Source organism: Nostoc sp. KVJ3, assembly GCF_026127265.1.
Taxonomy (GTDB): Bacteria; Cyanobacteriota; Cyanobacteriia; order Cyanobacteriales; family Nostocaceae; genus Nostoc.
This window is the reverse complement of the sequence record NZ_WWFG01000013.1, coordinates 40,919-64,523: the sequence shown is the minus strand read 5'-3', so window position 1 is coordinate 64,523 and position 23,605 is coordinate 40,919. Positions and strand designations below refer to the sequence as shown.

Here is a 23,605-nt window from a genome sequence, read left to right as displayed (position 1 = left end):
CAGTTGACTTGATTTATACAATACAATTTTCACTATCGAATAAATTTGGTGTTGCGCCTCTTGGCACAACTTTCACGTTGAGCCAAGAGGCAGTATGGTATTGAGCCGATATCTGAGTAATTTTCTGCAAAATGGTCTGGAAACCCTTGTCCTGTCTGCTTTTGATAATTTGTCACTTCAGAGTCAAAAGCCAATGTTGAGCAAAAGAGTCACCCACCATTACCAACCAAAAACGCTTGTGGTCAGCCATCTACGGTTTTGAGCCAGAAGCGTTTCTTAATTTTTGATTGATGATGACGGAGATTCCACTTTTTTAGTGATACGTGTAATGGGGGCGGAATAAGCTTATCCAGAGGATAAACTTTACATAAAAGTTTTTGTTTGAATTTCTGGCAGATTTGAGGCACTCATACCCGAAACTATTGTACGCTTAAGCATTGGGTGATTAGTATGAGTAAATCCCGTGTCAGAGTCAGGATGGAAACAAATAACAGTTAATTTATCTTCCATTGTCCGAAACTTATGAAGGCTATTGGCAGGAATAAAATAGTAATACCTGGCTGCAATGGAGTAGTACCATCAGGTGTTTCACACTCCCCACTGCCTTCGACTACAATGATTAGCCTATAGCTAGGATGAGTATGAGCGGTCTGATCTACGCCTGGGGGGAAATAGAGAGCATTAAGGCAAGGATCTCCCTGCATAATTGGGGGAATTAGCACATTATCTGTACCTCCATTGATGTAACCCAATCGACCAATGGATTCAATTGCCCCTCCGATAAGAAATACCCCTCTAAAAGCTGGACAAGTAACCAAAAAACCCGATGAATCTTTACCACCAACCCAACCTTCTCCAGGCAAACTGAAGTACATACCAGGGTGAAGTTTGTAGTCCTGCAAACCCGCACTGCGATATAAAACAGGATTACCGCTGTAAACAAAGCCAAAATGAGTTCCTGTATCGGGAAGTTGAATAGATTCTCCATTCCAAGCCATAAAACTATCTGGTGCTTGTTCGTTAAATTTAGAAAGATCACCATGAGTTAACTGTTGATAAATTTGAAGTTTCATGATCGATTTACTTTACGTATTTATTATTGGGACTTGAGACATTTCAGGTACAAAAATACCTGAAACCCTTGTTGAAAAAGGAAATAGACAATTAGGCAAAAATGATTCCAATTTACTTCAATTCAGTTATATCAAAGTTAGGCAATCAACTTATGTCAACTCTAGTAATCCTAGCGGTAACATGGTTTTTTACTAAATTATATTATTCATATCAAATATCTGATTAATTTGACCAAATTATATAAAGAACTTACCCAGTTATTAGAAATTAGTATAAATAGACGATTAAGTTATAATTTAATCAATTTATACAATGATAAGTCTATTCAGAGGATAAGGCTGATTTATCATCAATAGGTAAGATTAATGTATCTAAAATTTCTTTACGAACTTTGGGATTAATAACACAATCAGTATTCATACACTCTACTAAGAGTAGATTAGCTTCATAATACTTCTTAAGCAATTTAGTCTCGTCATCATTAAATTGCCAAGGATGACTTCCTATTTGACGGTTGTCCTTAGCCAGACTTCTAGAATCATCAGCTAAACGCTTCAGCTGTTCTTCATTCTCAGGCTGAGTATCTTTATAGTATATTTCTTCTAAAGCATTTCTTATTTTTTGGTCTAACTGCTTAGATTTAAGAGCATATTTGACAGCAATATACATAGCTTCATTAGCTGAGGATACATCAATAATTTTTTGTTCTCCTTGAGCTATATTTTTATCGTATTTTTCAGCAATATGAATACCTTCTTCAAAATCAGTATCTTGAAAAACGCGAGCAAAAAAGCTTCCGCAAACTAAATAATTAGCTGAACTATCTAGTAGTAAACTGAGTCGTCGCTCTTGATCTATATCAAAATCAATATCAAAATAAAAAGCTCGTATAGCAGATGATTTCACAGAATTATAATGAATTAATGACTTTTTGTGTACATAACCAAGAAAATTTTGTAGTTTTTCATTATTGTCTAGAATTTGATCAATTTTTTCTTTCATTATTTTGAAAAGTAATGAAGCATCTGGTTGAGCCATTTCTGCTGATAATAGAAATACTTCTCGCCAGTAGCTATCGCTCAAATTGTTCACTAACTCTTGAAAAGCTTCTATCTCTGATCGCTTTCTAATATTGATTTCACGAGCAGTAAAGTATTCATGAAAAGTGAGGTGAGAAAAGGAATAAACTCCTTTAGCTCGTTCTACTAAAAGTCCATGCTGTGCCTCAATTACGTGTAAAACTGCTTCGCTATCTAGTTGGATATCTTCTTTATCTCTATCAGCATTACTGCGTAGATTCTGTATATATTCTTTGATATAACTTTTTGCTTCTTTTTGAGAAAAGAAAAACTCTTTCTCTTTGAAAGTCTTAAAAGCAATATAACTTAATAAATCTTTCTTCCTTTGAAGAGATAGTTGTTGATAGACTTGCTCTCGTTGAATTCCTCGTTTAGCATCCCACTTACTGAGAAGAATTTCAATACCTTCTGTATATAACTCTGAACGATTATTAGGAGAATTACATTTTTCTTCAAAAACTAAACATATTAAAGTTAATAGTAGAGGTGTAACTGCTAATTGAGATAAACGATAATTATTTTTTAATGCTTTAGCTACCTCTTCTGCTTTAATAAAATTTTTATTTTCAAACCATTGAGAGATGAATCTATCAATTTGTTGAGCATTAAAATCTGCTACTTCAACCTCAGTAAACTTGTCGAATACATTATAAGAGTATTCTTTAGCTGCTATTCTACAGGTAATAATAAAATAATTATCATAATATATTCTAGATAAACTTCTAATTTCGTTTAAAGTTCGTTCGTAATGTTCATTTTTTACTTCATCCAATCCATCTAGTAAAACCAAAACTGATTTCCGTACAAATAGTTCTTGAATTTGCTCTACATTTACTCCACACTCAGAAAATAATTGCCCCATGTATTCTAATATAGAAGGAGAATTAGGAGATTCAGAAAAATACTTGAGATTAATAAAAATAGGAACAAGATTGGGCAGGAATATTCCCTGGTTACACTGAAGAGCTAGATGCTTGATAAAAGTTGTTTTTCCAGCTCCTGGCTTCCCTAGAACAATTAGTTTTTTATATTTTTTGACTGCACTTTCGCCCAGAACTCGTTCTTCAGTTACCCTGCCTAATCCAAATCTTTCCAAATCTTCTAAATTAGATTCTGCGAGGAATTCTTTAATTGTCTTACGTTTATGAGCAGTCAGCTTCTCTAAAATATTGACATCTGTGTAGATTTGACTTATCCCTATCGGTTGCGACATATCCAGAACGCGCATTGTGCCGCACCATTCTTGAATGATATCTCTTACCTGACTGCGTACTTTTTGCACCAAAGATGTTATCTCAGCCTCGTCTTTATGACTCGACTCAGTTAAGTCTTGGTTAACCATTGGTTCGGAGATAGTAATTTTGTACCAGTCTTGATCAAAACCCAAGTCTGCTCCAATCTGGAGAAAATTCTCCAATAAAATCGGTTTGCCGTTAAGCAAGGCACTAATTACTGAACGATGAATTCCTAGCTTATCGGCTAGCATCTTTTGCGTTAATCCTCGCTTGATTAACGCTTCTTTGACAAGCTGGATTCCTTGTGGAGAAGCTTGTAAAGTTGGTTTTGCCATAAGTGTCTGCATCAAAAAGCTTTACAGCCATTATAGTACCACCATAAACCGACCTGTAAAAATCTTAAGACCGACATTGCTTGACAGATAAACCGACATTGTTATATCATTTGAGGCAATACTGAGAACAACACGTAGACAAACACAGGCGCAAGCGCACTCGCACAAGAGGAGGCTAAGGCTTTATGGACACTGGGGTGATTATGGAATTAATTAAAAATATGCCTAGGCCAGGTTGTCCGCTAGCTTTTAGGTTAAGAACTATAGAGGGAAATAATTTAGATTTGCTTGTTCCGAATGTAGGCAGCTTTAGTTTTTCTAAAGAACAACTAGGAGATTTTGCGCTTGAGCATTCCCTTCCGATATCACTTTTTGATTTGATGAATTTAGTCGAGAATAAAGAGATTAATTGTCCATCGCTTTTTCTGCAAGCGGCTCTCACTGCTTTATCTTTGGGGCATGGATATGGTGTTATTAATCTAGAATATCCTGATACAAGAACATTCATTGTGACAGTTGGACTTTCCTACCGAATATGTACGGGGTCAAAGAAAGCGGTTTAGTTTATTGCATCTGCTTTTTGTGTAAAAAATAGTTGTTTGAACTAAATTGAATAATTAAAAACTTAGTTTATTAGCAAGCTGGGAGGATTAGAACTTAATCACAAAAGCTGGTCAGTGATATGTCGCTGACCAGCTTTGTTGTTGGAATTTACATAGAAAATGAGGGTCTGACATCTATGAACAAAATCGTAAGATGCAATTACTTGAACAAAACTACACGGCTCCAAGTTGTTAGAGGTGTTCATCCTCTACTGTGAGCGGAGAAAATATGTAGTCCAGGAAAAATTGTCAGTTTTGATGCACACATAAACGCAGTATCAAACTTTTAGCGTGTTGCAACTACTCTCGGTTGCTGTAGTCGAGGGTGCATTTCTCTCTAAATTTCACTCTGAAAAAGGTAAAAACCATGAAAACTAAACTAAATGATGACCGTAATCTCTTATTCGATTGGGCTTGTAAGGGTCTGAAATATTTTCTGCTGACTCTGCTTGGTTTTGCGATTGCATTGGTCATATCTAGAGTTTTTGGAGCTTCCACAATTGTTCAGATGCTTCTAGACCTAAGTGTATGGGAATGGCTTTTACGTATTGCAGTCTTTATCTTCTGTTTTTTTGCGGTCGCCATAATTTATGAGTCTTCTCGTTAATTCGCCCTTGTATAGCAGTGGATAAATCTTGGGAGCTTTTATATAACAAAAGCGTAGTTGGCAGCTTCTCTCTAATTACGCCTGTTGGCATCACCGTGCCAAAACGGGAAAATTGTACGCTAAGGCTGAAAATTATATCAGATAAGCATTTCAGCGATACTTGTTTTCTTTAACTCGCAAAGGACGCAGATGGTCAAAACTGGTTGCCTGCTTCAAATTCCAGACATAATCACCAGTGAGATTGATATGCTCCCAACCCAACGGTGATAAATGTTGCAAATGTTCTTCAGGAATATTCATCCCTTGTTCCTGCAAATAATCCACGGCTTTTTCTAAGTACACCGTATTCCACAGAACAATAGCAGCAATCACCAAATTCAACCCACTGGCCCGATAAAACTGGTCTTCATAAGAGCGATCGCGCAGCTCCCCCAACCGATTAAAAAACACCGCTCTTTTCAGGGTATGTTTTGCCTCACCCTTATTTAGTCCTGCCGTAGCCCGTCGTCTCAATTCTGGACTTTGCAACCAGGAGAGAGTAAACAAAGTCCGCTCAATTCTTCCCAACTCCCGCAAAGCTAAAGCTAAACGATTCTGCCGAGGATAAGAAGCTAATTTCCTTAACATCAAAGAAGCAGTCACCGTCCCCGTCCGAATTGAACTAGCAAGGCGTAGAATTTCATCCCAAGATTCCTGAATTAATTTCACATTAATCTTGTCACCGAAGAGGGGTGCCAAAGGCGAATCAGGAGAACTAGGTTCAAAAGTATACAATTTCTTATCAGGTAAATCGCGCATTCGAGGTGCAAATCTAAATCCCAGCAGGTGGCACATTGCGAAGACATGCTCGGTATAGCCACTTGTATCCGTATAATGCTCCTGAATCTGTAAATCACTCTCGTGATACAACAAACCATCCAAAACGTGAGTTGCATCCCGAATCGTGGCGTTAATTACCTTAACGTGAAACGGAGCATACTGGTCGGAAATATGCGTGTAAAAAATCACGCTTCTATCTTTACCATATTTGGCATTGATCTCTTCATTAAAACTACGATGTCCAGCCGCTTTAAACCGTTGTCCATCAGAAGAAGATGTTGTTCCATCACCCCAATAAGCAGCAAAAGGCACTTGTGTATGGAAATTTACCACCTCAGCCATTGCTTTGGAATAAGTTTCATCACGAATATACCAATCTGCCACCCAAGCTAAACGCTCAAAGGACATTCCTTGAGTTGCGTCCGCCATCCGCGTTAAACCTAAATTAATCCCATCAGCAAGTAAGGCACTTAACAAAACAACTTTATCAGATACTTGTTCTCCTGAATGTAAATGCGTAAAATGTTTCGTAAATTGCGTCCAAGAATCAACTTCTACTAACAAATCAGTCAACTTAATTCTTGGCAGTAAACTATGAACTGTTCTGCTAAATCCATCAACCTCCTTTGGGACAGCATTGGTAAGAGGAGTGATAATTAACTGTTCGTTCTCTATCCTGACATCAACCAGTTTCTTTTCTGCCATTAAAGAAGAAACAAACGCTAATTGTTCAGACAATTCAAGTGAGCGTTGTTCAATATAAGTAGTGAAATCCGTCGTTACTGCCACAGGTATCGTTTGAGAAGAACACATTGACTGCCATGAGCTATCTGGTAACAGATAATCCTCAAAATCTTGGAACTGCTTCGAGCCTGCTACCCAAATATCCCCAGAACGCAAGCCACTGCGTAATTCAGCCAAAGCACACATCTCATAGTAGTGACGGTCAATAGTATCGCCCTTAACTACGTGTTTTAACCAACGAGGTTTAACGAAACTAATATCCGCAGATTCCGGTACTTTTCGACCACCAGATATATTTAATTCTTTAATGACTGACAAAGCTTTTAGAATCGGTAAACTGGCTCCAGTAGCTTTAAATTCAAACGCTTCTAACAATTTTGGTGTATACCTTCTCAATTGTGAATAACGATTATCAAGCAGTTCAAGATAATCAAAATCTGCTGGTCTGGCTAGCTTTTCAGCTTCGGCAACACTACTAATAAACTTTTCCCAATTTAAGACTGATTCAATCGCTTCATAAGCATCAATTGACTCATCTCTAGCAGCAATCAACGCCTTACCTACTTGAGCATACAATCGGACTTTCTCATTAATTGCTTTGCCATCATGTTGAAACTTATCCCCATGCTGATGCTCACTTTTGTTAAACAATTTACCCATCATTTTATCGTGCATTTCTATGGCATAATCGACTAATGACGCACTCCATTCAATGAGAAAAGCAACTAAAATAGCATAGCGTCTCAGTTCATCCAACCTAGATAGGTGAGCAGGTGTAGACTTCGCACCAGTTCGAGTGAATTGTAGTAACCGATTTTGGTGTACTCGTTTCAAGCATCCAGAGTCAAGATGAAGATGGCGAATAAACTCCAATCGTTCCACCACTTTTAAAAAGTTTCTTGGATTAGCCTGACCTGGTGGTTGACGTAGCCAAATTAAATCAGTCAGTTTTTGATCAGGCTCTACAATTAATAACTTATCCAGCGCCGTCTTTTGTAATGTTGTCAAACTTTTAGTCAACTCAAGACATACTAGTTTTTGAGCGCGATGTCTGACCTCCCAGGCTAAACGTTCTATCGTAGAAATAGCTGGAATAATAATTTGGCGCAAGCGCATCTCATCAATCAACGCTCCCACAAGCGCCATCCCTTTATCTGACGATATTGCAAAAGGTAATAACCATTTTGAAAATTGCTTGTATGTAGATATATTAAAAGTATGAAATCCGAAATTGTTTTGAATTTCTGCCAGATGTTCGCGTCGAGTTGTATCCCTTTGGGAATATTCGGTGATGATTGTCGGGTCAAGTTTTAATTGAGATGCAATATAAAACAGTACAGATTCTGGGACTATTTCTCCTAAACTCCAAACACGACCGGGGAAGCGTAGGTAAGATAACTGTACGGCGAAACCAAGACGATTGTGCGGTCTACGACGCTCTTTGATAACTTTGAGTTCGTCATTACTAAAAGTATAGTAGCGAGCTATATCTCTTGTCGTGATAGAATCGGGGATTTCAGTAAATTGAAGTCGTTGTGTCGGAGATAAAAGTTCGCGCGTTGCCAATTAGATACCTGGATATTCAGTTTTTAAGAAGTAGTTTGATTTTGTTTATAATTCGCGCCACAGTAAGGGCAGAATTTAAATTTCAATGACATAATTGGTTCATTACAACTAACACAGCGATTCCGTAAAGCTGTACCACAAGCAAAGCAATACTTCGACCGTAAGTCTGTCCACATTTGGTCAGGGGTAGTTCCTGGAGTCCAACATCTAGGACAAAATTTTAACGTAGTTATTGTTTCTGGGGAGACTTTCTTCGCCGCCGCATCTAGGTACTCCGGTGGTATTCCCAACGCAGCAGCTAGACCGCCTTTAGCCTTTTGATTGAGTCTATTCGTTTGTCCACCCTCAATTTTGCGGATGGTCTGGATATGTATTCCCGCTTTGAAACTCAACTCTTTTTGGGTTAAAGAAAGCTGACCTCGCAATCTCTGGACGTAATTAGCAAGCCCTTCTTCTCCCAATGGTCGCGTTGAATGTTCTGTTACAATCATCAAAATATATCTGAAAATATATTTGTTAATGATAAGTTAATATCTAAACCTTTATTTAAATAAATTGTAAAAAGCTCCTCTAAAGTAATGATGACTTTAGCAGCTTTAGCCACCAAGTTTTTAGAGCGTCCAGGACTAGCCAAAAGTACTCTGCGTTCATATCAGTCTACGATTATCCCCTTGCTCAAGGAATACGGTCGATGGTCAATAGAAATCATCGACAGACAAGTTTTGATGGAATATCTCAATCATTTAACTGATGTTTCCTATACGACCCACCACCGTCATCAAGCTGTAATCACGGCTTTGTTCAGTTTTGCTGTTGATATGGGATATCTCAAATCCAATCCGGTTGCGGGACTCACAAGACGTAAACCCAGTCGAGAACAAGGAGAACACGCTACAGATGAGGTTGTGCGTTACCTTACTCCATACCAATTAAGTATTCTGTATCGTGTCATCAAAAAAGATGTTCGTTTGTCTGCATTGGTGCGTTTGTTGCATACCAGTGGCGCTAGGATTGCTGAGGTACTAGCTCTAAATTTAGATGACATAGACCTCAAAGCTCAGAAATTTCAGGTTGTTGGGAAAGGCAACAAGCAACGGTGGTGTTTTTACAGTGAAGTAGCGAATCAAAGTCTAAATCACTACATTGAATATTATAGACATCCTAAGCATCCAGCCCTGTTTACTGCTCAACAGCCAAAGACTTTAGAAGTATCCCGCCTTTCTTACCGTATGGCGCATAAATCCTGGACTAAGCTCATTATAGATAGTCCTGAACTCCAAGAAATTCATATTCACGACCTACGGCACACTTTTGCTACAGAGCGAGTGGGATTAATGGGCATTGAAGAACTCAGGGCGCTCATGGGACATGAAAGCATTCAGACAACATTACGGTATCAAAAAGTAACGTCACAACGTGCAGAATTTGTGGCACAATTGGCGTTGAAAAACCTACCAAATTTTTCTGAATAATTTCAGCATATAACTGAGCAAGTGTGATAATAAAAAAATACTTTTGTCAAAACATACCATGCTTGGTGCAGGGAATACATACTACTCTGCACCAACAAAATAAGGGTAATCAGCCGCTCAAGGGTGAAGGGTAAAAAAAACAGTGGCTAAGATGCTTGCTGGACAAGGCTTTCACCCTTAGCGTACAATTTTCCCGTTTTGGCACGGTGATGCCCTGTTCACACACAAGTAAAAATCTATGCATTCGATTCAAAATAATAATGACTTTTCCCAGCAAGACTTGAGCTGCCGCGATTTGAGCAACCAAAACTTTAGCCACTATCTCTTCATAGGCACTAAGCTCAATGGTTGTAATTTGAGTCACTGTAATTTAAATGGTGCCAATCTAAAGGATACACAACTATGTGGTGCCAATTTAACAGACGCTAGTTTGTGCGGGGCTAAATTGCATAATGCAAAGCTCAATGGGGCTAATTTGTTTCAAGCGAATCTGGCTGGCGCAAATTTAACTGGCTCAGATTTACGGTGTTCTATCCTGAGAAAAGTCAAATTGAGCAACACTATATTGAGTGACGTGAAAGTGGAAAATGCAGTATTTGAAGGTTGTGATGGACTAACTGAAGATATGAAGTACGATCTGAAAAATCGAGGTGCAATTTTGAAAAATTCTGCATCTAAAGCCGAAAATATCAGATGGTGTGTTCAGTATGTAGCCGTACCAATTTTGGTTGCTCTCATCGGTGCCGGCATTTTACTAAAACCATACAATAAAACCCCTTTGTCTCCAAAGGCTACTAATCAAGAACTCTACAAATAAACAACTTCTCCACGATGGGTCAATGCATAAGATAAATAAGCAAAATTTATGGCTTTTCGTAATAAGCATTGAGCCAGTAGATTGTAAAAACCTGCAAGATACCCTCGGCTTGATTTTTCGTTGCAAATAAAGGCTTTTTTGAGTCTAGTGTAACAAATTTTCAAAAACATACAGGATTAGGGTTTCCAGACTATCTTGCAGGAAATTATATGGATCTCGGTTCAATACCGAAGTAAAAATTTTATTGCGAACGCTTGAAACGCGTCTATGAACTTGCGCCAGCTTCAGCTACAGCAGCGCCCACGTCTGGTTTGACCTCCTTCGCCTTCTTCTCAAAAAGCTGAATTCCTGCGTCAATCACTTCAAAGCCGTTTTCTGTTCGTTGGCCAAGCTTGCCCGAAACTGCCCCAGCCCACTAAGGATTTTGACTTGAAAAACCTAATTTACCACCCTGATTTCTCCGCCAAAAATTCCTGACCCTCACTCTCGCACAGTACGCCAAAAAGTAGGGCCAGTTTTTTTGAAAAAAAGTGATGATTGAAGTGAATTTCAAATCACTTGAATCAAAAATAACTACTAAATAACTACGTTTATACTACATAAGTGACTGTACAGTTCACTCTCTTCAACCCGTCAGCTTGATTTTTGTAGTCTAATGAGTGACAAAAAGTGACAATTCTCAGTTGTCACACTCTGGACATAGTGTACTTTGATACAAGAACTCCCATGTAGCAAAACACCCCCATTTATCCCCAAGATTACCCCAACGATACACAATTGACAGTGAAAGGATAGTCAAATGACAGTCGTTTTCGTGCCTACCCGTAAAAACCAACGACAGTCAAAGGACAGCCAATTGGGTCTAATTGGGGTAATTTGAGGGTAATTTGGGTGAAATGCTCCTGGTGGATTCTACCCCAAAAGTGGATTTAGGGCTTGCGTATAATGTATACCATACTCACTATGGTTTCATGCCCTGCGGGTGGCTGCGCCATCTCTCGCTGCGCTCATGACATGAAACCGCCGTTCGCTTGGAGGGGTTTTTTCGTACTACAACGCACTGCACTTGTAGCATAAATCTTTTATGTCGCCACTAACCATTCTCAGAATTGAGAAACTAAAAACATTCGGCAACGTTGCCGGCAGTGATGACCATGTTACCAGGAATAGAGAAACACCCAACGCAGATCCAACTAGAAAGAATGTCCGGTTGATTGGGGGAGAAGACGATCGCTCTTTAGAGGAGATAGTCAAGGAGAAAATCTCTACGCTCAAGCATCTACCCCGAAAGGACGCAGTGTTATGCACTGAAATGTTTCTCTCGGCATCACCTGAATATTTCCGCCCTGGTGATCCATCTCTTTCTGGGCAGTGGTCTGATGAGAGAATGCAGCAATGGGCGATCGCATCTCGTGACTGGCTGGCTCAAAACTATGGGTCAAAGTGCGTCAGGGCAGAACTCCACCTGGATGAAAGTACCCCACACATTCACGCCTACATCGTGCCATTGAACGATAAAACCGGGAGAGTCAGTCATGACGCGATGTTTGGCGGTAGAGGTGGGCAGGGAAGAATTAAGTTATCCAAACTCCAAGATAGTTATGCTGCTGCACTTGCTCCTTTGGGCATTGAACGCGGGGTCAAGGGCAGCAAAGCAACCCACACCAAAGTCAAAGAATATTACCAAGCGGTTAACAGTGAACCACTCACCGCAGTCATTACAAATAACCAATTAGCACCCACACCATTTGAATCAGCTAGGAGTTATGTAGCCAGGATTCAGTCTGATGAACACTTTCAAGCGATTAATCACCAACTGGCTGACCGCAAGTTCCTGATAGAGCGATTAGAACGGGCAGAACAACGGGCGAGGGATAGCGAGAAGGAACGCCAGCAATTAGAAAAACAGGTGCGAGCGCTAGAGTTAAAGACTCAACAGCTGCGTGACTTGCCCCTGGAGGATGTGGCTTGGGAGTTGGGGTTGCATCATGATCATGAGCGATGGAAGGGTCACGGACACATCATTAATATAGATGGCTCCAAGTTTTATGACTTTGCACCCGAACACTCCAAAGGCGGTGGCGGTGCGATTGATTTGGTGATGCACGTTAACTCTTGCAATTTCCGGCAGGCTCTTGTCTGGTTGCATGAGCGATTTGGGGAAGCTGGGGCAGAACGGGCAGCTCTAGCTCACGCCCTTAAGATGACTACTGAGATTATCCAGTCAGAACCTCGTCCCCAATTCCAGCTAAGAGTTGAGGATAAAGCCAATTGGCCAGGAGTAGAACATTACCTTACCCAGAAACGGGGCTTACCCCAAGATTTTGTGCAACTTCTACACAGCACTGGACTGGTTTATGCTGATGACCAACAAAACGCTGTCTTTGTGATGCGGAATCTAGACGGACAACCAAGCGGTGCATTCCTGCGCGGTACACGGGGAGAAGTCGGAGCGGCGGCTTCCACCGCTCTAAACTTCGGGGGAGAAAACAACAGTTTCAAGGGTTATGAGAAAGGGACTAAGCGGCGTGAGGGTTGGTTTCACTTCCACTTGGGTGGACAGCCTACTGATGCAGTCGAGAAATTGGTGCTTTTGAAGTCGCCCATTGATGCCATATCCTTTGCCATGCTGGAGTATCAGGTTCAAGGTGCGCCAAAGACTAGAACTCTCTTTCTGGCAGTAGATAACCCCAACAGCTTGCCTGTGGAGCGATTGCAGAACATTCCTCATGTCAGCGTGGCTTTTGACCCAGAGGGAGCTGGCGATGCAGCTGCACGGGCTGTATTGGAACTACTGCCACAGTCCAAAAGGCTAAAGCCCAAAGCCAAAGATTGGAATCAGCAGCTTCTTGATTATCAAAAGCAGTTATTTCAACAGCATCACCAACCAGAAGATGATTTGACTCTTTAAAAGCTGTTTTTGTAGTGCTGGCGTAGTTTTTTGGTAGTAATTTTTGATGGCTGTTTTTTTCTTTCTCGATTTGGACTCAAAAAATAAAGGAAAAACTTTTTTGCGTACTGTGCGAGAGTTTTGGTCAGGAATTTTTGCGGTATAAATCAGGGTCGCTTATGAGGCTTTTGGGGTACACATCCTTAGATTTACCGTTGGTTTACCTTATAAATACCTTGCATCTGCCATTGCGAAACCTTATTTTTGGCAGAATCACCAAATTTTTCAAAAATTCAATTTGGGGCAGCAGTAAATCCTTATTTCTGCCATTGGTATGCCATTGAAATGCCATTCATATTCCTTATATTTGCCTTGAAAGAGAAATCCTTGTAAATACCTTATAAATGCCATTGATTAGAGATATGGACAATCAGTAAGTTTTTGGTAGATTTGTTAATAATTTAACTTCCAGTTTCAAACCCTCCTGCTTTTTGCTTAATTGAGATGCGCTCAATACCTGCTGGCTAACGTTCGCGATCGCCGGACTCAGACCAATACTGCTACTATACTCCAAAGTTCCGGTGCATTCCGGTTGTTAGGCATCTTCATCGCCGACCGGGACAGCAATATCGAAATGAAGCACATCTTCGCGTACCCCAAGCTTTGTGTAGAGTGCAATCGCAGGGTCATCCCCGATGTCCGCCTGCACGAAAATAACATCATTGCAATGCGAGTATGTATTGGGAACTTCCTCAATACGTATAACTATTCCATTACTGAATCGGCACTCTAGTTTTGATGATTTTCGTATCGTCTTCCCCTCTGTCACGGTGGTTGACCTACTTAGGTAGGGGAACCGTGAAAAGAGGGCAAGTTTGTTGCCGCACCTGGGGGGTGCGTTTTTTCTCAAGAGAAAAAATGTCCGGACAGCAACATAGCTTGCTACTCACCAAAGGGTTTTTTGGGCTGCTCGAATCAACTGCTGGATGAATATGTGATGGATCTCTGAGGGATTTGTATTGGATCTCTCATCGCATAATCTTTGTCAATAGTCAAGCATTGTTGCAAATAAAAATTATACATAGAATACGTATGTCAGACAAATGGATCTTTATTGGATCAACATTGTCACTGTAATGAATCTGCAATGGCTCATTTGTGGAGCTGGCATGGATCAGTGATGGCACACTTTTCTAAATCGAATTTCTTAGCAGAAAAGTAACGACTTAATTAACAGCAGCGAAAAAAGAATAACCAACTGGATAAAATTTGCCTTCAACAAAATGGTCAGTAGAGTGATGTTCACAGCCAATATTTGCATTTAAGTTAAAAGCAGCTTTTATGGATAATCACAACCACAGTCAATGTCAAATCTGATAGTCAGTTTTGACCCTGGTGCTTCCTTGACCAAGATTGTTTACGAACTAGCAACTGAGTGATGAGTTTCCCGCAGAACTCCCAGCTGATTTGCAATCAGACTGCTGGACTATCAGGTTTGGTAAGTAGGGAGCGATTGTATTCCACGAATTAGCCCTAACGTGTAATAGGTGGCTCAAAGTTATTAAAAACTGCGACTTCGCAACAGCGATGCCCAGCATTGGCTCATGAAAGCCAAGCGCGTACATTTTTCCTTTTCTGGCACGGTAACGCCTCTATCAGCGAGTACTCATTAGTTTGGGAAGAGTTATCAATTCTTTTGACAACTCAAAGGAACTAAGTGGCGGGGACATCGCTTGTTTGCCTCCTACGAATTATTCAGGCTGATTTTGACAAATTCAAGTAGTAATTGGTAAACTTTTAAGAATTTGTATACTGTCAATGCCACATAGTAAGTAATGCGCCTATTTTCTACAAGAGGTTTGCCCAAGTCCCGTCTCTGGCGCAGGGCTGTCACCGCGCTAGTACTGGTAGGTGCGGTGACAGGTTTGATTGCCGCCGATCATACTCGCAAGAGCGATGCCTTGTGGCGCATCGTCCATGGGGCTTGCGTCCCCAACCAAGAAAAGCAAGGCAATCCCGCACCTTGCACCTTGGTTGATTTGAAACAGGGCTATGCCCTGTTGAAAGACCGGGTAGGAAAGACGCAATATCTGCTTCTACCAACTGCCCGGATTTCCGGCATTGAAAGCGCTAGCCTGCTGGCGAGGGATACCCCAAATTTGCACTATGAGAAAGGTGTCACTACTAGGGGTAAATAGGGGAGCATTGACAGGGGGATGTAATGGGTGTATTGATTGCTGTACAAGCATTTACAATTCCTCATCATTTTTTCTTCGTCGTGCCAGTCAGTGAAATTTTTATTACTACCGCTATAAAGATTATCTAATAGCAGGAGTAATATTTAAAAAACTACGCCCAGCCTCTTCAAGTCATCCAGGGTCTGGAGAAACTGAAATTGAGTAAACTTCGGTGGGCAGACAACTCAGTATAATCATCAGCAGTGAAGCCCTAACTTGAGGGCTACAGAAGTGTAAAACTCGCCGCATCGCCCTAGTACCAAAAACTTGGGCAACTTCTGCCACTGACTCTAACAGGTGATCTGGTAATGATTCTGATTCAGCAATCAACATCGGAAAGTATGTACGCGCTAACCACTTTTCATCGTCGTCTAAGTCAGCCAAATTTTTATTACTACCGCTATTAAGACTATCTAATAGCAGGAGTAATAATTTTTTAAAGTGCTGCCAGCCCCCCCATCTCTGGGTAAATCGGCTCACCCAAGCTTGGGAGATTTCAGCAATATTCGCGATCGCGGGTTGGGTAATTTTCTGTTTTGATTCCCAAAGCTGGGTTAGGGCATTGACTATAGCGTGTCCTGTCTGCTCACTGGCGTTACCCGCTTCTGGACAGAGTTGGAAAGCATCAACGTTTTCTAATTTCACTCCTGGTAATTCACGATCGAGGAATTTTATGTCATAGTCAGCGCAGAAGTAAAAGGTAAGCTCTTGGTTGGGGCGACGATGTGAACGTAATCGCCCAATCTCTTGTATAATTTCTGCATTGATTAGTTCAGTGAGATACTTTTGGAAAGTGCTGTTTTTATCTTCCAGGTTGACTGGTTCACCAGTCATCACCTGATATTGTGCTGCTAAAACACCGATGTTTTGATAGGGAATGCCAAAACTTGCGATCGCATCACACTCACTAAACCGATTAACACCACGCCCATCGACAAAGTGACCGTATTCTGTGCGGGCCTCGGCTTGGGTTGCAATCTGTTTCCAATCGATAATCCCAAGGGTGGGGCAGAGTTTTTTCAAGGTTTCTTTGAGGGCATTAACACGAGCGCTTAGTGGAAGGGAGCGATTTTTAGGCAGTTTACCCAGCCCAGTGACGTTGACCACTTTTAAATTGTCGTAGTCTGGGCGCTGTTGCTCAATGACTAACACAGGATCATCGATGCCCAGTTTCAATTTCAACTTGTGAGATTTGAAAGTGGCATCAAGGTAAATATTAAATTTGGCAGAATTAGCCAATTCAGTATGTTTGGGGTTTCGGCGGTAAATGCTGAGTACACCCCATTGAGATTGGAAACTACCATCACCCTTCCAAGCTTCAAGAAAATCAGGCAACCAGTAATTAGGCAAGTCAAGAAACTCCCTACCTGCCGTTCGTGCGCTGTCTTTAACTACCTTTTTGGCAGCATAACGAGCCGCAGCACTTTTTTTGAGTTGTTTATCTTGGGTAACATCAATAGAGTCTAAGTCTTCTAAGAAAGTTAAATCAGGTTCTGAGGCTTGCCGAATGGCTTCGATATCTAAGCCTGTGGGGAATTCGGGCAGCAGCGCTCGGATGCTGGCATCATCAAAGCCGTAGCGGTCATTCGGCAAAAGGTGTTGAGTAAACAGTTGGTGTAAAACTAAAAGTGCAGGTTGCAGCTGTGATAGAAGATTTGGTTCTAACAGTAGCAGTTTGCCGACAGTAGTTTCAAAATCGCTTCGGTTCACATCAACCGAGCGCACGGGCTTGATGAGTGTGCCAGCTTCTTCCCATAAACGCCCAACAGTGAAAGTTTGGTCAGCAGCGTTAGTTAACGTAACTGGTGTAGAGTCTGGGTGCGCTCTGAGTTCGGAATAATTTTGAATTGCTGTACGTTTTTGAAAGCGGAAGCCAAAACCGTCCCCGTTAGCGAAACGGCACTGATTTTTAAGGGAACAACCGCCACAGATGGGGCTGATGCCGCTCTCTTCAAAATCAAGGCTGCTAAAATTCTTGCTGCGGAAGGCGTTAAATAAGTAAGTTCTGTGACAATTGCCATCAGTGTCGGCAGTCTCACCCGCTTTAGTCCACAGTTTAAAGTCCTCACCTGTAGGAGTTTTGCGGGTGGGATCTAGTTTAAAGCCGTTGTGACGCACTGGTAAGTCAATAAAATTCGTCTCAATGGGCAGTGTGGATGGGTTTCTGTGGTTGGCATCCTGGTAAATTAGTTTATCAACGCCGAATAGCCCCGCCGTCAATTGCCCCGCGTTGTAAGACTTGCCGAGTCCTGGGTGGGAATTATCTAAAATTTGCGTCCAGCCCTTGGATATGGCCTCTACCCATGCGGCAATGTGTTCATCCGGCTGGCAGGAAATAGAGATATCCCCTGTAATTTCGTTTCGGAACGGGATATTGCCCCTTTCGTAGATAATTACATTGGGCGCGTTCGTGTTAATTTCGGGTTCGGGCGGCTGTGATGGGGGCGCTTTAAATCCTTTAAATATCGAAGCAAATGGCGCGATGGGCTGCGCCCCAGCATAGCTGATCGCTTGCTTTAATAAATTTTGAAAGCTGCTCAAGTCCTCTTTGACTCGCCCTAGTTCCCACTGTTCACGGTTAATTAGTCCTTGGTCGCGTTCGTTATATTCATACTGCCGTTGCGGAAAGCGAAAGCCATACTGTTTGGCAATGTGAAACAGTGTGCCTAGAGTAATTCCCCCACGTCTAAAACTGCGAATCTTGGCGTGGATGTTCCAAGTATCGCCTTTGATACTGGGCGACCACTGTTCGGCTATAATTTCCGCTTCTGATGCCCCATAATGGTTAACCAGTGCCATTAGCACTTGACGGCATTCGTCGTAGTTACCGCTTCCTGGGGTGCGTGGTGGGATGAATGAAAGCGCGTTCTGGATTAGCTGGTCAATATCCCAGCCTTCAGTGAGGGAAATCTCACGCCACTCTTTACGCCGTGACTCAATTTCTTGAATTCTTAGCTGATACTCAATACGCTCCTGTTGCGCGATCTTTAGAGCTTCACTTATCCATTCTGCTGGTAAAGTGGCTTCAGGGTTGACCAGGGGGAATTCTGCCTCTGTGTTGCCGTAGAAAACACGACTTGCATCTTTACAAGCTGGGTCATGGGGCAACTGCTGCATCAGGAAGCGCGTACAAGCTTCTACAGTATCAGCACCTTGGACATATTCGGGGAGAAGGAAAACCAACCGGAATTTATGCCAGTCTGGTTTATGACTGGCAGTTGTGTAAATTAAAGCACAGTGTTTTTTAATGAAGGGATGGGCTAGTGCGGATTCAATGGTTAATTGGCGATCGTAAACTTTGATAGAATTTCCATTCTCGTCCTTGATCGGTTTGCCGTCAAGATCACGGGCGACATCGGAATTATCAATGTCGAGGAGCAACCATTGAGAACCGATGATATTGGACTTGCTTCGCCATTTACCATCCAACAAGCCAGCACAGATGGCGTGACCTGCTTTAATGTGGTGCTGGACATCGGCTAGAGTTCCTTCTACGTCGATGAAGTTGGCGGCCAGCTTCTTAAAATCCCAGTTTTTGTTTGTGCCGGTGGCGTTAAACGCGAACTTGATTTTGCTACGCTCAATTGACTCAAGTTCTATCTCCGGGGCAAATCCAGCTTGTTTAGCATCTGCTGATTGCCTCGATACTGAGTTCTGAAATTGTTGTAATGGTGACATGAGAGCTATTCCTCCTGAAGTGTTTTGGAGGAATTGGAGCTATCCCGAAAGTAATCTTCTAATACAAACGTTCAGAAATGTAAAAACAGAAAAATCCTAAACTGCTCTTTCTGTCTGGGTTGCTGGTGTTACAATGGCTTAACACCTTGAAAGGTTTGATAAGATTACTATTAGGGACATTAATTAGGCGGCAAACCCAATTCCCCAATTCCAAGTGAATAAAAATCAGAAAACCTCGGTATCCCAACGGGACACGGGGTTTTCACCTTTTAGCCTATTTGTACTTGGCTAACCAAGCCCTGACAAACTCGGTTACTTCCTCCTCTTGAATAACAAAGGCAGTACCTTTTCTCCTGAGAGCCAGAATTTTCATACTTCCCACCTCCGAATAAAGATGTTCATTGTGATTATGAGCCGCCTTGGTAGGAGGCCATAAGACCAAAACTTTTGCTGTGGGAGTCTTTTGAGCTTCACGGGAAGACATCAAAAACTTATCTCTGTTCTTGTTGAGCCACTTCTCGTAATCTGCCAACTCCACAAGTGGGCAGGGTTGCCACAGTTTTAGTCCATTTTTGTCTTTGCGCTTGACTTGTAAAACCTCTCTAGCTTCGTTGTAGACAATTTCTCTATCTCCTTTTGACCGAATGGAGATAAACAGGTGAGTTGTTCGTGGAAATCTAATAAACAAGTCGATAGGGTTGTTGTCTTCTACCGGAAGTACCGGGAAGACTTGTACATCTAGGCTTTTAAACTCATCAAAAAGTAAGGTTCCTAATTTTTCCAACCGCGCAAGTTTTTGAGTTACTACCAACGGCTTGTAAGCCAATCCAAAAAGTAGCCAACCCAACGGATGTATCCCACCACCTGTAGCCAGCGCAGCACCACCAGCCGCTAGAGCAAGAGTGGACGCATAATCTTTCGCCTCCCTAATTTTTTCAAACGCCGCTTCGTTGTGCAGTGGGAGTTGAAAATCGCTTGGTAGGTCTTTCACTGTTAACATTTGCGACATCAAAAAATAATGATGTGAAATAGTACTAGCTGCTCGATTTTGCCTTACGGGGCTAACGTGCCTATGAGTTTACGCCTCGTAGTTCACGCTACATCTTTCACTGTAAAACCTTTGCTACACCACTGAACTAGCAGCCATCTATCAGATTCTTTATCTAAAGCTGGCTTTAGTCGAAAAGCAAAAAAATCTGACCAAGCCTCTATACCGTGTTTTGTAACGAATTGTTTTTCAACTTCTTTAAAACGTTCCCAGTTACGATCCGCGATCGCGGTCAGCATTGGGATTAATTCGCTTACTGGTATCTGAGTAGTTGTTTCACTCATCTGGGTGTTCCTCAAAAATACAAATTATTGGTAAAGGTTCTATCTTGGTATCAACAACTTTAACTAATCGTATCCCTCTTTTTCTGCCTATCCTTTTGCAGTTTTGCTCTGAAGCGGCAGGCAGCCAATATCTAGTCTCAGCTAGTGGGTCAAATCTCCCCTCAACACGCTCTATACCGTCGTTTGGCTGATTTCCTTCGGTCAAATTACCTCCTTATTTTGTTTTTTGTACGCGATCGCTGACTTCTTCTGGTGGAATCCACTCGATTAACTCACTAGGCTGAACGCGATAAGTGTCACAAATTTTGTTCATCGCGGTTACGTGTGGTACTTGCCAGGGATTGTCATACAAAGCGTAAACTGTGGTTGCAGATAGCCCTGTATCTTTTCTGAACTGATAACGGGTAATGCCCCTATCATCAACAAACTGCTTGATTTTATTCTTAACTGGCATCAATAACAAGTAACTGATATTAACAGCTAATTTTGTTGCAGTTTATCAGCATTTGAAAGATACCATTCGGTTGATAGCTAGCTTTACTTGACATTATCATTTGATTGATATTATTATATTAGTGTCAAGGTTATCGATACGTCAATAACTTAAGGCAGACGCAAGTAAGACCAAGCGCAAAACGCACTTGGCGAGTTCCTTTCGAGGGTTGTAAGGCTTGCAAGCGCTGTTTTGAGAGTATTCAACTATTCACAGCAATATCTGCATTGCGTCCGCTCTATATCTGCGGTCGCGGTAATTGTGCGTGTCTGCATTAGGACAGAGGATTTATGCATATCAATTTACGCAATTTAGAAGCAATCAACGAACTACCTCTTGAGAAAGTAATGCTTAATCAAAATCAATTACGACGGTTAGAAGCAATAGATCGCTGGCTCAGAGAAATCCGAGATTCAGAGGAATTCAGACAACTGGAATACTCCCCAGATGTGATGTTAGGCGATGCAATCCAAGCAGTAGGCGAACTAATTGATTTTCACGTTCCTTATGATTCCAAGCCCTTGAATTTTACTGATGAAGAGTGGCATTCATATCTAGAACAAAAGCCAGTAATGCACATTCGCCGCATCATTCCTTGGCGTAAAAAGATTAACTCATTCATTCAAGGTGCAGCGTCAGAAATAGCAATTCTGAGCTTACTAACAACAGGTTTTATGGCAGTTGGTACTATCTTTTGTCACGGCGTTGACCGCATTGAAGAAAGTAGAGGCGAGGAATATCAACCCACATGGATTTACAACGCCAAGATTTTTGAAGGAAGCGCGATCGCATCTATCGCCGTCTTCCTGGGTGCAAGCTTGACCGGCGCGTGTGCAGCCGCAGATAAAAATGATGACTGATAAACAGCTTGTAGGATGCGTTACGCTATTGAGCCAGAGCAAAACTTACTGGATTAATGGAACGCTGTACAGATATTTAACCAGTAGTGACAGTATCAAACACACACAGTATTATTTCCGTCCTTTACCGCGTCAGTCTAAAAGTGCTGACTTAAAGCTCAATCGTGACAAGGTGCTAAGGCGTTGCTACGAAGTGCCGAGCTTATATAAACAGCACACAGCAGAGATAACTAGGAACTCAATACAGCTGAGTTTGTTCTAAATCGGAGCGAGAAATTTTTCCCATACATGACTGCTCTAACTAGGCTGACTGGGGCGTATTCGTGGGGGTAAACGAGAAAGTGTCAGTATGTCTTGAAAGCTGACAAACCTTGTTATTACGTGGTTATAGGCGATGAAAACAAGACTCTCACATTTGTCTAAAGTCCTAAATCCAAGGTTATTGATAGTCGTCAGACTCAGGACTATATCAAATAACTCGAATCAGACTCAGGGCTATATCAAATACCTTGGCATAACCGGATGTCTAGTTAATTTTTGACCAACTTAAATAATAATACGGAGGTAATGTGACAACAAAAGTGTATTCAGCTAAGTATCGCCACCTGAAACAGATTTATCAGCACGAGATGGGTAAAGAAATTTCAGATATTACTTGGTATCGAGTAGTAGCTTTTCTCAAACAGCGTTTTAGCTTAGATGTGGAATCAGCGAACGCCCAAAAAATAGTTGAGACATTTGCAGGAATTCGGCGGCGTTACGGTGCGCTAACTCCTGCTAGCAAAGGATTTAATGAGCGCTGGCAAGTTTTCAAGCACTTCTATGAGTTAGACGCTAGCTACAACGGCAAGAGTTTTTTAGTTGCGCTGGCAGACTATTTAAAAATCAATCTTGACGATGTACCACGCAGCACTCGTTACTACTGGTTTGAGAAAGCCGGACTATCTTTCAGCGCTGAAAATATTTACCACTGCAAAGATTTAGCCCTTGTCGCGTTTATTGCTGCTAAATGGGCAATCAACAGACGAACGCAACCGATGAAATCCGCAACCATCGAAGTTTTAGCACTAGTCAAATAAGGAGCAATCATCATGTCTGACAAATTTACTAACAATGTCCGCGCTCGTTTGTACAAACAGGGTTATCAAGGATTTACCAAGGACGATTACACAACAGCAGCGATCGCTGTCGAGTGCGATGACCTTGATAATCCCACCAAAGAGCAATTGAGCCAAGCCGTTGACTATCTCAAAGTCAAATCAACAAGCCAATTATCTGTAGTTGATGAACCCGTTGAAGAAACGTTTCTAGTAGGGTCAGAAGATGCACAGCCTGACCCTGAGACTGATAACAGTCAGCTTACAATTGCCGAACCAGAGATTAATAGCATCACTGTAACTAGTGAGGATAAGCGTCAAATTGTAACAGCCCAATCATCGGCGCTGGGGTTTGAATTAACCGAACAAGAAACATTAAGTATCGCTGAAAATGTTGACGACACCTTTACCGACTACAGCCAATTCATCAGTACTGTAACGGCTGCAATCAAGAGCTACGTTGATCAGAAATTTGATGTCATTGAGCAATCATTTGAGACTAACGCCCAAGACTTGCGAGAACACGTTAGCAACAGGGCTTCTAGATTAAACCAAAAGGTTAATAACTTCTCAGGAGACATGAAAGCGGATATGGGAGTCATCCGCCAAAACATTAAAAGCACCCAATTCTCAATTCTCGCAAGGCTCAAGGCGGCTCAATAGCGATA

The 23,605-nt window shown here is 41.6% G+C and carries 16 protein-coding genes and 1 pseudogene; 8 read left to right on the top strand and 9 right to left on the bottom strand.

What is annotated here, in order from left to right; genetic code table 11:
- Window positions 1-494: 494 nt before the first annotated feature.
- The gene (locus GTQ43_RS39745) at window positions 495-1,073 is read right to left on the bottom strand and encodes a cupin domain-containing protein (protein ID WP_265278133.1); all 579 of its coding nucleotides are present in this window, start codon (window positions 1,071-1,073) and stop codon (window positions 495-497) included.
- 322 nt (window positions 1,074-1,395) lie between these two features.
- Window positions 1,396-3,723, bottom strand: coding sequence for an NACHT C-terminal helical domain 2-containing protein (locus GTQ43_RS39740; protein WP_265278132.1), 2,328 nt, complete (start codon window positions 3,721-3,723; stop codon window positions 1,396-1,398).
- Window positions 3,724-3,926: 203 nt separating this feature from the next.
- Between GTQ43_RS39740 and GTQ43_RS39735 the strand changes: the two genes are divergently transcribed.
- Entirely contained in the window at window positions 3,927-4,286 is a 360-nt protein-coding gene (locus tag GTQ43_RS39735; RefSeq protein WP_265278131.1) for a hypothetical protein, read from the top strand.
- A gap of 796 nt (window positions 4,287-5,082) precedes the next feature.
- On the opposite strand, the gene GTQ43_RS39730 is transcribed toward GTQ43_RS39735, so the two are convergent.
- Complete coding sequence (locus GTQ43_RS39730) at window positions 5,083-8,061, bottom strand: Tn3 family transposase (protein ID WP_265278130.1); 2,979 nt, start codon at window positions 8,059-8,061, stop codon at window positions 5,083-5,085.
- Between the two features lie 23 nt (window positions 8,062-8,084).
- On the bottom strand, window positions 8,085-8,552 hold the full coding sequence (locus tag GTQ43_RS39725) for a double zinc ribbon domain-containing protein (protein WP_265278129.1): 468 nt from the start codon (window positions 8,550-8,552) through the stop codon (window positions 8,085-8,087).
- Window positions 8,553-8,639: 87 nt separating this feature from the next.
- On the opposite strand from GTQ43_RS39725, the gene GTQ43_RS39720 reads away from it, so the two are divergent.
- The 3 genes from GTQ43_RS39720 (at window position 8,640) to mobV (ending at window position 13,261) form a co-directional block, all read left to right on the top strand.
- Complete coding sequence (locus GTQ43_RS39720; protein WP_265278128.1) at window positions 8,640-9,533, top strand: tyrosine-type recombinase/integrase; 894 nt, start codon at window positions 8,640-8,642, stop codon at window positions 9,531-9,533.
- Between the two features lie 238 nt (window positions 9,534-9,771).
- Window positions 9,772-10,350 carry a pentapeptide repeat-containing protein gene (locus GTQ43_RS39715; RefSeq protein WP_265278126.1) on the top strand — a complete coding sequence of 193 codons (579 nt, stop codon included), beginning with the start codon at window positions 9,772-9,774 and terminating at the stop codon, window positions 10,348-10,350.
- Window positions 10,351-11,434: 1,084 nt separating this feature from the next.
- Window positions 11,435-13,261, top strand: coding sequence for a MobV family relaxase (mobV, locus tag GTQ43_RS39710; RefSeq protein WP_265278124.1), 1,827 nt, complete (start codon window positions 11,435-11,437; stop codon window positions 13,259-13,261).
- 574 nt (window positions 13,262-13,835) lie between these two features.
- Here mobV and GTQ43_RS39705 read toward each other — a convergent pair.
- Window positions 13,836-13,958: pseudogene (locus GTQ43_RS39705) on the bottom strand (AAC(3)-I family aminoglycoside 3-N-acetyltransferase); the annotation flags it as partial.
- A gap of 1,207 nt (window positions 13,959-15,165) precedes the next feature.
- Here GTQ43_RS39705 and GTQ43_RS39700 point away from each other — a divergent pair.
- Window positions 15,166-15,438, top strand: a complete 273-nt coding sequence (locus GTQ43_RS39700; protein ID WP_265278123.1) for a CDP-diacylglycerol diphosphatase — start codon at window positions 15,166-15,168, stop codon at window positions 15,436-15,438.
- 171 nt (window positions 15,439-15,609) lie between these two features.
- Here GTQ43_RS39700 and GTQ43_RS39695 read toward each other — a convergent pair whose 3' ends face one another.
- The 4 genes from GTQ43_RS39695 to GTQ43_RS39680 form a co-directional block, all read right to left on the bottom strand.
- A complete protein-coding gene (locus GTQ43_RS39695) occupies window positions 15,610-19,155 on the bottom strand; it encodes a PriCT-2 domain-containing protein (RefSeq protein ID WP_265278122.1) in 3,546 nt (1,181 codons plus the stop codon).
- Between the two features lie 274 nt (window positions 19,156-19,429).
- Window positions 19,430-20,155: a hypothetical protein gene (locus GTQ43_RS39690; protein ID WP_265278121.1), complete on the bottom strand. Its 726-nt coding sequence runs from the start codon at window positions 20,153-20,155 to the stop codon at window positions 19,430-19,432.
- A gap of 92 nt (window positions 20,156-20,247) precedes the next feature.
- Window positions 20,248-20,487: a hypothetical protein gene (locus tag GTQ43_RS39685; RefSeq protein WP_265278120.1), complete on the bottom strand. Its 240-nt coding sequence runs from the start codon at window positions 20,485-20,487 to the stop codon at window positions 20,248-20,250.
- Between the two features lie 214 nt (window positions 20,488-20,701).
- Entirely contained in the window at window positions 20,702-20,941 is a 240-nt protein-coding gene (locus GTQ43_RS39680) for a helix-turn-helix domain-containing protein (RefSeq protein ID WP_265278119.1), read from the bottom strand.
- 329 nt (window positions 20,942-21,270) lie between these two features.
- Between GTQ43_RS39680 and GTQ43_RS39675 the strand changes: the two genes are divergently transcribed.
- The 3 genes from GTQ43_RS39675 (at window position 21,271) to GTQ43_RS39665 (ending at window position 23,600) form a co-directional block, all read left to right on the top strand.
- Complete coding sequence (locus tag GTQ43_RS39675) at window positions 21,271-21,840, top strand: hypothetical protein (RefSeq protein WP_265278118.1); 570 nt, start codon at window positions 21,271-21,273, stop codon at window positions 21,838-21,840.
- A 569-nt stretch (window positions 21,841-22,409) separates the two neighbouring features.
- A complete protein-coding gene (locus tag GTQ43_RS39670) occupies window positions 22,410-22,919 on the top strand; it encodes a hypothetical protein (RefSeq protein ID WP_265278117.1) in 510 nt (169 codons plus the stop codon).
- 12 nt (window positions 22,920-22,931) lie between these two features.
- Window positions 22,932-23,600 (top strand): hypothetical protein, encoded by a 669-nt coding sequence (locus GTQ43_RS39665; protein ID WP_265278116.1) that lies wholly within the window; start codon window positions 22,932-22,934, stop codon window positions 23,598-23,600.
- Window positions 23,601-23,605 lie beyond the last annotated feature (5 nt).

What these genes read in the sequence shown, in the direction of transcription:
- GTQ43_RS39720 (WP_265278128.1), top strand. Translation starts at nt 8,640, where the DNA reads ATGATGACTTTAGCAGCTTTAGCCACCAAGTTTTTAGAGCGTCCAGGA.
- GTQ43_RS39740 (WP_265278132.1), bottom strand. Translation starts at nt 3,723, where the DNA reads ATGGCAAAACCAACTTTACAAGCTTCTCCACAAGGAATCCAGCTTGTC.
- GTQ43_RS39695 (WP_265278122.1), bottom strand. Translation starts at nt 19,155, where the DNA reads ATGTCACCATTACAACAATTTCAGAACTCAGTATCGAGGCAATCAGCA.
- GTQ43_RS39690 (WP_265278121.1), bottom strand. Translation starts at nt 20,155, where the DNA reads ATGTTAACAGTGAAAGACCTACCAAGCGATTTTCAACTCCCACTGCAC.
- GTQ43_RS39680 (WP_265278119.1), bottom strand. Translation starts at nt 20,941, where the DNA reads ATGCCAGTTAAGAATAAAATCAAGCAGTTTGTTGATGATAGGGGCATT.
- GTQ43_RS39735 (WP_265278131.1), top strand. Translation starts at nt 3,927, where the DNA reads ATGGAATTAATTAAAAATATGCCTAGGCCAGGTTGTCCGCTAGCTTTT.
- GTQ43_RS39665 (WP_265278116.1), top strand. Translation starts at nt 22,932, where the DNA reads ATGTCTGACAAATTTACTAACAATGTCCGCGCTCGTTTGTACAAACAG.
- GTQ43_RS39725 (WP_265278129.1), bottom strand. Translation starts at nt 8,552, where the DNA reads ATGATTGTAACAGAACATTCAACGCGACCATTGGGAGAAGAAGGGCTT.
- GTQ43_RS39745 (WP_265278133.1), bottom strand. Translation starts at nt 1,073, where the DNA reads ATGAAACTTCAAATTTATCAACAGTTAACTCATGGTGATCTTTCTAAA.
- GTQ43_RS39715 (WP_265278126.1), top strand. Translation starts at nt 9,772, where the DNA reads ATGCATTCGATTCAAAATAATAATGACTTTTCCCAGCAAGACTTGAGC.
- GTQ43_RS39675 (WP_265278118.1), top strand. Translation starts at nt 21,271, where the DNA reads ATGCATATCAATTTACGCAATTTAGAAGCAATCAACGAACTACCTCTT.
- mobV (WP_265278124.1), top strand. Translation starts at nt 11,435, where the DNA reads ATGTCGCCACTAACCATTCTCAGAATTGAGAAACTAAAAACATTCGGC.
- GTQ43_RS39685 (WP_265278120.1), bottom strand. Translation starts at nt 20,487, where the DNA reads ATGAGTGAAACAACTACTCAGATACCAGTAAGCGAATTAATCCCAATG.